Origin of the sequence: Actibacterium sp. (assembly GCF_041584535.1) — a bacterium.
Lineage (GTDB): Bacteria > Pseudomonadota > Alphaproteobacteria > Rhodobacterales > Rhodobacteraceae > Actibacterium_D.
The window spans coordinates 1-9142 of the sequence record NZ_JBFHDW010000085.1; the positions used below are offsets into that span (position 1 = coordinate 1).

Genomic DNA, 9142 nt, shown 5'->3' on the forward strand with positions numbered 1-9142 from the left:
AGAATGGCGCGGGTGGCGGGATTGGCCAGCAGCATCTTCAGCGCCTGCATCATGCCAGCGCACATCGCCTGAGTGATGGCATTCAGCGGCGGGTGGTTCAGTATGATCCGCGCGACGCCCGATTTTCCCGAGACCACACGCACCTGTTCCGTCATCGCTGCCAACCCCTGATCGACGCGTCCCCCTTGGGCCGCGTAAAACGCTTCGCCCTGCCACCATTAGTATATGGGACAGGGCGAAACGCAACAGATTGATGTGTTTTCGGCGGGCCAGACGGCCTTAGACGGGCATATTATCGAAAATGTCGTCGGCGTCGTCATCGTCCAGCCGGTCGATCAGCACTTCCAGATCGTTGGGCACGCCCAGACCCAGACCGCGCAGCTCGGCCAGTTTCTCGCGCAGCTCTTCCAGCAGGACGTGACGGTCCTCGGGGCGCTTTTCGATTTCTTCCATAAGCAAAGCAATACCAGCCTTGAGTTGTTCAAAAGCCATGTCGTTTCCTCCAAAAGGGATATATCTGTTTACGGCGCGCAGCGGCTGCAAAACGGAGTCGCAGGAATCAAATCCAAACGCTTTTCCGAAATCTCGTCACCGCATGTGACGCAAAATCCGTATTCACCGGCCTCGATCCGGGCCAAAGCGGCGCGAATCTGGTCAATTTCGTGCAGGCCCGAGGCGCCCATGCGTTCCAGAACCTCGTCTTCTTCGCGCTCGACCGCCAATTCTTCCCAGTCTTTCGACTGATGCGCATCCAGTTCGTCGTCGATCTCGTGCAGACGGACGTCAAGCTCGGCCAGCCGAGCCTCAAGCGCCGCTTTTCTTTCTGCAACGGTGGTCATACGCAATTCCTTCCCTGCTAATTTCACATAAGTGTTACACTCTAGAAGTGGATGTTCTTTGATGCACGTCAACTGCGATGTCAGATCACTGTTGAAACACATAATGAAAATCGCATATGTTGTCGGGAACCTGATGGAGGAACCGAACCCATGTCACCCGAAGTGAAGGCTTTCTTTGACGAAGCCACCAACACCGTATCCTATGTTGTGCGCGATCCGATGTCGAAAAAGGCGGCGATCATCGATTCCGTTCTGGATTTCGATTATGCCTCGGGCCACACCGACACTGCATCCGCCGACGCGATCATCGCCTGGGTCAAAGAAACCGGGCTTGAGATCGAATGGCTGCTGGAAACCCATGTCCATGCCGACCACCTGTCGGCGGCGCCCTATCTGCAAAAGCATCTGGGCGGCAAGATCGGCATCGGCGAAAAAATCACCGTCGTGCAGGACACCTTCGGCAAGGTGTTCAACGAAGGCACCGAGTTCCAGCGTGACGGCAGCCAGTTCGACCAGTTGTTCAAACAAGGCGACAGCTTTCATATCGGCCAGCTGCGCGGCGATGTGCTGCACACCCCCGGCCATACCCCGGCCTGCCTGACCTATGTGGTCGGCGACGCGGCCTTTGTCGGCGACACCCTGTTCATGCCCGATTTCGGCACCGCGCGCTGTGACTTCCCCGGCGGCTCGGCGGAAACGCTGTATGACTCGGTGCAGAAAATCCTGTCGCTGCCCGACCAGACCCGGATTTTCGTCGGCCATGACTACAAGGCTCCGGGCCGCGACGTCTATGCGTGGGAAACCACCGTGGGCGAGCAAAAGGCCAAGAACGTCCATGTCGGCGGCACCAATCAGCGCGACGATTTCGTGCGGATGCGGACCGAGCGCGACGCCAGCCTTGACATGCCGCGCCTGATCGTGCCCTCGCTACAGGTCAACATGCGCGCCGGTCAGATGCCCGAGCCCGAAGAAAACGGCACCGTCTATCTGAAAGTGCCGATCAACAAGCTGTAAGAACACGGGCAAATCGCCGTCACCGGCAGGGAGATTTGGGAAATGATTGAACAAGACTGGATCTGGGGCTTTGTCGGCGGTCTGCTGATCGGCACCGGCGGCGCGGTTTACCTGCTGGTGAACGGCCGGATCATGGGGGCCAGCGGCATTCTGGGCGCCCTGCTGGACGGCAGCGGCATGCGCACCCTGTGGGAGCGTGTGGCCTTTATCGCCGGGCTGATCCTGATGCCTATTCCGTTGTATCCGCTGTATAAATCGGTGGACACCCATATCACCGGCAATCTGGTTGTGATCATCGCCGCCGGTCTGCTGGTGGGCATTGGCACCCGGATCGCCAATGGCTGCACCTCGGGGCACGGGGTCTGTGGCATCTCGCGGATGTCGCTGCGCGGGATTGCGGCGACGGTGTTTTATATCCTTGCGGGCGGCGTGACGATCGTGCTGTTCCGGCAAGTTCTGGGGGTGATCTGATGCGCGCTTTGTTTGCCTTCATCGCGGGCGCCCTGTTCGGCGCCGGGCTGTTCATCTCCGGCATGACCGACACCGCCAAGGTGCAGGGCTGGCTGGACGTGTTCGGCGATTGGGATCCGACGCTGGCCTTCGTGATGGGCGGCGCGATCATTCCGATGGCGATCGCGTGGTCCTTTACCCGCGGGCGGCGTCCGGTTCTGGGCGGTGACTTCCCCGCACGGCCCGAGCCGAAACTGGGCAACGACCTGATCATCGGCTCGGTGATGTTTGGCGCCGGTTGGGGTCTGGCCGGGCTGTGTCCCGGCCCGGCGATGGCCTCGCTCAGCTATGGCGGCTTTGGCCATTGGGTGTTCTTCCTAGCGATGTGCGCTGGCATGATTGCCGCCGTGCCGATCAAGGCCCGGTTCCGCACCGCCTGAGCCACATCCTAAGCCACATCTTCAGCGGCGCCGGTTGCGATCGGCGCCGCAGCTATTTCCGGCGCCGCGCTGTTGCCCTGCGCCCCCGGCATGGCGGCGGCGATGCGCACGGCCCGGTCGCCGCGTGACTGACCCAGCCGCCCGGTTGCCACCACCACCTGCCCCGCCGTTTCCAGCCGCACCGCGTCCAGATCCCGGCGCGGCAGCGCGATCATGTCCCCGACCTGCCAGCCCGAGACCTGCGTCAGCGACAGGTGCAGACGGCTGAGAATCGCCTGAACCGGGATTTCAGCGCCCAGAATGCATGCCTCCAGCGCTTGCGCCCAAGGCAAAGGCCCCTCGGCAGCCTGTGCTGCGGTAGCGACCGCTGGCAGGGCCAGATAAATCTCGGCCTCGGCAAAGGGCGCGGGCAAGGCAACATCCAAACGCACCGCGTGGAACGGGCCATCCGCAAGCGCGAACCGCGCCAGTCGCGCATCCGACAGCATGGCGCGATAGCGAAACCCGCGCAGCCAGTCCGCCGCCCCTTCCGCGCCGCCCAGAACCGCGTCGATCACATCGCGCAGCAATTCGGCATCGGCGCGGGTCGGGGCGCGCGGCGGCGGCAGTGCCGTGGGCAGGCGTCCGGTCATCCGCTGCGCCACAATCGCCGTGACCAAGGGCGCCGACAGCACCACCAGCCCGACAGGACCATCCGCGTCAGCCTCGACCAGCGCAATCAGGCCGCCGGTCTGGGCACGGGCCGCTTGTTCAACCCCGTCAAGATCGGGCGCAGTCTGTTGCTGGCCGCTGACCGACAGCGCCAGACCGGCCAGATCCTGTGCCGCGCGGGCCAGCGCCAGCGCCAACGCCCGCAAAACCGCACCGCCGCCCATGCTTTCCACTGCGGCCGAGGCCGGGCTCAGCTTGCGCCGCAGCGCCGTCTCAGGGCCGTTCGCCTTTGTCATCCGCGATCACCGTCCGTTACAACCGTGTCCAGATGACCCCAACAGGGTTCACAAATCGTTACCCGATGTCAGATTATTGCGCTGCCTGCGCCCGGTCGGCCACTGGCAGGGTCACGCGGAACGCCGCCCCGCCCTGCCCCGGCAGATAGGTGATGTCGCCCCCCAGCCGCGCCATGATCTCGCGGCAGATCGCCAGACCCAGACCGGCACTTCCCGCCGAGTTGCGATCCGACAGCCGGGCGAATTTTTCGAAAATGATGTTCTGGCTTTTCTTGGGAATGCCGCTGCCATTGTCGATGAAATCGACCGTCGCCATGGCACCAGCGCGCCGCACCCGGATACGCAGCTCGGGATCGGCGGCGTCACAGTATTTCTGCGCATTGGTGATCAGGTTGATGAACACCTGACTCAGACGGTCGGTATCCGTCATCAGCGGCAGGTCTTCGTTACCGCGATCGCGCAGGATGCGGATCTTGCCGCGCCCATCCAACGAGCCGGTGGCGGCAATCGCGCGTTCGATCAGCGCGTTCAGGCTGCCGGGCTGGATGTTGATCGTCACCTGGCCGTTTTCCATCACCGACAGATCCAGCAGATCGTCCAGCAACCGGGTCAGGCGGATCGCCTCTTCGTGGATGATGGTCGAATATTTGGTCAGATCCTCGGGCGACATGTCGTTGCCGCCATCCATCAGGATTTCCGAGAACGCCCGGATCGAGGTCATCGGCGTGCGCAATTCGTGGCTGATCTGGCTGAGGAAGCTGTCCTTCTGGATCGACAGCGCAGTCAGTTTCTCGTTCGCCTCGCGCAATTGCCGGGCCGTGCGGCTGAGTTCTTCGGATTTGGCCTCAAGCTGGTTGGAATATTCCAGCATCTGCGCGGTTTCATCGGCCACCGCCAGCAGGTCTTCGACCGAGACCGAGGACCGCCCGACGATCTGGCCGATCATCGCATGGGCCGTGGCGCCACCGACCGACCCGGACAATTCCCGTTCAAGCGTTTCCATGAAGGCCGGGGTGATGTCGGGCAGATAGCCCTTTTGCCCCTGATTTTCCGCCGCATTGTGAAACAGCGCCTGCGCCTCTTCCGGGCCAAGGATGCGCTGGGACATGATCAACAGGTCTTCGGCCTCGGCCGTGCCCTGCGCCCAGCCGCGTGCAGCGGTGGAATGTTCGAACACATTGACGAATTGCGCGCCCTGAAGGCGCTCCATCGGGGTCGGGAAGCCGCTGAGCGAAATCGCGAAGAAGGCGAAACTGTTCAGGCTCAGCGACCAGAACATCGCGTGGACCAGCGGGTCCAGACCATCGACGCCGAACAGGCCCTCGGGGCGCAGCCAGCCGATGCCATACGGGCCATCGGCCAACAGTGATGCGTTCATGATGCCGTCGGGGCCGAAACTGGGCAGGAACAGCGTGTAAGCCCAGATCGAAAAGCCCAGCAACAGCCCCACCACCGCGCCGCGCTTGGTGGCGCCGCGCCAGAACAGCCCGCCCAGCAGCGCCGGCAGAACCTGCGCCACGCCGGTGAACGAGATCAGGCCGATCTTGGCCAGCGCCTCGGAGCCGCCGGTCAGGCGGAAATAGAAATAGCCCAGCGCCAGCACCCCGGCGATCGAGAACCGCCGCGAGCGCAGCACCAGATTGCGCACATCGCCCGACATGCTGGCGCCGCCTCGGGCGCTGAGGTTCAGCCACAGCGGCATGACGATATGGTTCGACACCATGGTCGACAGCGCGATGGCCGCCACGATCACCATCGAAGTCGCCGAGGAAAAGCCGCCAAGGAAGGCCAGCGTCGCCAGCCCCTCGCGGCCGTGGCTGAGCGGCACTGACAGCACGAAAAAGTCGGGGTTGGTGCCTGCGGGTTGGGTCGCTAGCCCGATCACCGCGATCGGCACGACAAAGAGGCTCATCAGGAACAGATACAGCGGAAAGGCCCAGCTTGCGGTCGACAGGTGATGTTCGTCAGCGTTTTCGACCACCAGCACCTGAAACATCCGCGGCAGCGCGATGATCGCCGCCGCCGAGATCGCTGTCAGCCCGATCCAGCGCCCGGGCTGAAAGGTCGATTCCGCGATCGGCGAGGCGGCGATCTGATCGGCCATTGCCGTAAGGCCGCCGCCGATGCCCCAGACCACGAACACCCCGACCGACAACAGCGCCACCAGCTTGACCACGGATTCCAGCGCAATCGCCGTTACCACGCCGTGGTGGCGTTCGTTCGCGTCCAGATTTCGGGTGCCGAACAGCACAGTAAACAGCGCCAGACCCGCCGCCACCCACAACGCAGTAGCATTCTGATCGGGCAGTTCCCAACTGTGTGCGGTTGTGCTGGAAAACACAGCAAAAGAAAGGGTTACTGACTGAAGTTGAAGTGCGATATAAGGTGTGGTCCCGATCACCGCCATCAGGGTCACGATCACACCCAGCGCGTTCGACTTGCCATAGCGCGACGAAATCAGATCAGCGATCGAGGTGATCCGCTGGGTCTTGCCGATCCGCACAAGTTTGCGCAGAACCCACCACCAGCCGATCAGCATCAGCGTCGGTCCCAGATAGATCGTCACGAACTCCAACCCCGAGCGCGCCGCGTATCCGACCGCGCCATAGAACGTCCAGGCGGTGCAATAAACTGACAGTGACAGGGTATAGATCAGCGGGCTGCGCAGCCAGCCGAACTTGCCGGCGCTGGCCCGGCGTTCGGCCACGAAGGCGACGATGAACAACAATGCGACATAGCTGAGACAGACCGCAACGAGGGCGTTAAAGCTGATCATCCGGCGCCTCGTGATTGAACTCGGTCGGGGCGGGTTTTGAGGCCGAATTCAGGTCGTCATCGGCGCGACTCAGCCGGCCCGACAACAGATAGGCCGCAAGGATCAGCAGCGCCCAAAGCCCGAACAGATAGACCAGTTGCCCGCCAAGACTGCGGGCGCCGCCGTCGGATTGCCACAACAGCGGCATCAGCATCAGAAACAGCCCCAGCACCGGCAACAGCCGTGCCGCATCCATCACCCGCCGCGCGTGATAGTTTTGACGCGCAAGGAACAGGGGTCTGGAGGGCGGTTTCACGATCCTGCCAACTCTCTTACAGCGGCCAGAACATCGGCATTGGAAAACGGCTTGGACATAAAGCGGTCAACGCCCAGCTTGGTCGCCATCTCGCGGTCCTTGGTTTGGCCCTTGGCGGTCAGCATCAGCACCGGCAGGGTCTGGGTTTCGGCATCGGCGCGGATGTCGTGCAGAATTTCAAACCCGCTGCGCCCCGGCAGCATCACGTCAAGGATCACCAGATCGGGTTTGCGGGTGCGGACGGCGTCAAAGGCATTGCGGCCGTCGGAATGGGTCTGCACGGACCAACCATCGCGCGACAGGATGAACCGGATCGCCTCGATAATATTCGGTTCGTCCTCGATCAGCAGAACGTTTCGCCCCATCCGTCTCCCCTTCGGCGCAGCGTTGATTATTATCTATACAGTTGAAGTATTGCGCTCGCCAAGAGGTAAGCACCCAAGCCTAGATACCGGCGCTCAGGATCGACGGCTCGCGGCGCGCCGGACAATCGCCGCGCGGACAGATCCGGCAGCTTGTTCCGACCGGATAGGCGCGTTCCGATGTGTCCATCTGATCGGGCAGGATCAGCATCGCGGATTCATAGACCTGCGGCGCGCCGAACCCTGCCCCCTGCAACGGCTGGCACAGGGCATAGGTCAGGAAACGCTGCGGCGGGCGGGCCGGTTGTTCGACCACGGCACGGATCTGGGCCGTGGGCTGGGACAACGCCTGATAGAGCGGCCACAGCGCGCAGGCGGCGCCAAATCTGGGCAGGGCAAACCCCGGCAATGGCCGCCGGAAGGTCAGTGTCCCGGATCCGTCACAGATCACCAGACCGACCCGCGTCGGCATCCGGTCTTCGGGCAAGGTGGCCAGCCGCCGGAACACCGTGCCCGGATCGGTGCCGAAATGCTGGGCCAAACGGCCGGGATCGGCATTCAGGCGCGGCACGGCCTCGGCAAAGCTTTCCAGCGGCAAGGCCTGTGCATCCTGCGCATAGCGCGCCAGATAGCGCCGCGCCATGTCGCGGGCGGCGCTGGTGGTCAGTTCGACCCCGCTGGCGATCAGCGCCTCGACATTGCCGGGGCGGCCTTCCAGTTCGGGAATGTGGAAATCGCGGGCCTGAAGAAAGGCCTCGACCTCTTCGCGGGGCGAGCTTTGCCGGTCGGCGCTGCCGCTGTTGTCATCTAGATACGACACCAGCGCCTGCGCGCTTTCGGTCAGGCGGTGGCTTTCGTCGCGCAGGTTGCGGTGAAAGCGCACCTGCCAGTCATGGTCCAGATCAGCGGTGTCCGACAGGATCGCGGCGGTCGAGCGGATGGCAGTGACGGTCGACAGAACCTCGTGCAGCGAGGCCGACAGAAACGGGTCATGGGTCATGCGGTCGGTCAGGGTTTCGACGATGCGCTCTAACTCGCCGACGCGACGGTGGCGTTCGACCAGCAATTGTGCCCAACCGGGAAAGCGGCCGGCGAATTCGTCGATCCGGGTCAGATCGACCTTGCCGGCACCAAAGCCCGCAGCAGCCTCGCGCAGGTCCTCCAGCAGCGCCGCCTCGGCGCCTTCGGCCAGCAAAGAAGCCTCGACTTCCAGCTTTCTGGCAAGGTCTACAAGTAATTTTCCCCCGATTCTTCGGCGGTTATGCTCGATAAGATTCAGGTAGGATGGCGAAATCCCAACCTCTTTGGCCAAATCGGATTGCCGCAACCCAAGCATCATTCGGCGCTCGCGGATGCGATTCCCGGTCAAAGCATTGCGTGACATTCGAAAAACCCCGCTTTTACAATGGCTTTCTGCACCCGCGTGAGAATTAGTTTACAGGTCCTCTTAACCTGCTGTGTATTTTTTTACAAAAAAAATGTTTTGCAGAAAGCAGTTGTTGCGAAATTTTCGGTCTCGGCGAGATACTGGGGATACCTTGTAAAAGGGCGCAGTCCGCGCAGAGGAGGTGCGGACAGCAAATCACTAACGGGAGGATTTCATGTCCAATTCGAACTTCACACGTCGCGGCGTGCTGAAAACCGGTGCCATCGCCGGTGGTAGCCTTGCGCTGCCGACGATTTTCACCGCGTCGTCTGCGGCGGCTTATACCAACGAGCCGACCGGCAGCTCCGTGACCTTTGGCTTTAACGTGCCTCAGTCCGGCCCCTACGCTGAAGAAGGTGCGGACGAACTTCGCGCCTACCAACTGGCCGTCGAGCACCTGAACGGCGAAGGCGACGGCGGTATGCTGAACACCTTCTCGTCGAAGGCGCTGAAAGGCAACGGCATCCTCGGCAAGAAAATCGAGTATGTCACGGGTGATACTCAGACCAAGTCGGACGCTGCACGCGCCTCGGCCAAGTCGATGATCGAAAAAGACGGTGCGATCATGATCACCGGCGGTTCGTCCTCGGGCG

At 62.4% G+C, this 9142-nt stretch carries 11 protein-coding genes; 4 read left to right on the plus strand and 7 right to left on the minus strand.

The features are described 5' to 3' along the window. Nucleotides 1-279: 279 nt before the first annotated feature. Both ABYW26_RS06090 and ABYW26_RS06095 read right to left on the minus strand, forming a co-directional pair. Entirely contained in the window at nucleotides 280-492 is a 213-nt protein-coding gene (locus ABYW26_RS06090) for a hypothetical protein (RefSeq protein WP_372603900.1), read from the minus strand. 29 nt (nucleotides 493-521) lie between these two features. Next, nucleotides 522-839: a TraR/DksA family transcriptional regulator gene (locus tag ABYW26_RS06095; RefSeq protein ID WP_372603901.1), complete on the minus strand. Its 318-nt coding sequence runs from the start codon at nucleotides 837-839 to the stop codon at nucleotides 522-524. A gap of 150 nt (nucleotides 840-989) precedes the next feature. Here ABYW26_RS06095 and ABYW26_RS06100 point away from each other — a divergent pair, with 150 nt between their 5' ends. Genes ABYW26_RS06100 through ABYW26_RS06110 form a run of 3 tightly spaced genes read left to right on the plus strand, consistent with a single transcriptional unit; the run spans nucleotide 990 to nucleotide 2743 of the window. Further along, complete coding sequence (locus ABYW26_RS06100; protein WP_372603902.1) at nucleotides 990-1853, plus strand: MBL fold metallo-hydrolase; 864 nt, start codon at nucleotides 990-992, stop codon at nucleotides 1851-1853. A gap of 45 nt (nucleotides 1854-1898) precedes the next feature. After that, nucleotides 1899-2324, plus strand: coding sequence for a YeeE/YedE family protein (locus ABYW26_RS06105; RefSeq protein ID WP_372603910.1), 426 nt, complete (start codon nucleotides 1899-1901; stop codon nucleotides 2322-2324). Continuing rightward, nucleotides 2324-2743: a DUF6691 family protein gene (locus ABYW26_RS06110; RefSeq protein WP_372603903.1), complete on the plus strand. Its 420-nt coding sequence runs from the start codon at nucleotides 2324-2326 to the stop codon at nucleotides 2741-2743. The genes ABYW26_RS06105 and ABYW26_RS06110 overlap by 1 nt, the downstream gene beginning before the upstream one ends. 8 nt (nucleotides 2744-2751) lie before the next feature. Here the strand turns inward: ABYW26_RS06110 and ABYW26_RS06115 are convergent, their stop codons facing one another. From ABYW26_RS06115 to ABYW26_RS06135, 5 genes are all read right to left on the minus strand, one after another. Further along, nucleotides 2752-3690, minus strand: coding sequence for a FliM/FliN family flagellar motor switch protein (locus ABYW26_RS06115; protein WP_372603904.1), 939 nt, complete (start codon nucleotides 3688-3690; stop codon nucleotides 2752-2754). Nucleotides 3691-3763: 73 nt separating this feature from the next. Next, on the minus strand, nucleotides 3764-6466 hold the full coding sequence (locus ABYW26_RS06120; protein ID WP_372603905.1) for an ATP-binding protein: 2703 nt from the start codon (nucleotides 6464-6466) through the stop codon (nucleotides 3764-3766). Beyond that, a complete protein-coding gene (locus ABYW26_RS06125; protein WP_372603906.1) occupies nucleotides 6453-6761 on the minus strand; it encodes a hypothetical protein in 309 nt (102 codons plus the stop codon). Before ABYW26_RS06125 ends, ABYW26_RS06120 begins: the two co-directional genes overlap by 14 nt. Beyond that, the gene (locus ABYW26_RS06130; RefSeq protein WP_372603907.1) at nucleotides 6758-7126 is read right to left on the minus strand and encodes a response regulator transcription factor; all 369 of its coding nucleotides are present in this window, start codon (nucleotides 7124-7126) and stop codon (nucleotides 6758-6760) included. The genes ABYW26_RS06125 and ABYW26_RS06130 overlap by 4 nt, the downstream gene beginning before the upstream one ends. 79 nt (nucleotides 7127-7205) lie before the next feature. After that, entirely contained in the window at nucleotides 7206-8507 is a 1302-nt protein-coding gene (locus tag ABYW26_RS06135; protein ID WP_372603908.1) for a short-chain fatty acyl-CoA regulator family protein, read from the minus strand. Nucleotides 8508-8724: 217 nt separating this feature from the next. On the opposite strand from ABYW26_RS06135, the gene ABYW26_RS06140 reads away from it, so the two are divergent. Next, a partial coding sequence (locus tag ABYW26_RS06140; RefSeq protein ID WP_372603909.1) for an ABC transporter substrate-binding protein occupies nucleotides 8725-9142 on the plus strand: 418 nt, incomplete at its 3' end.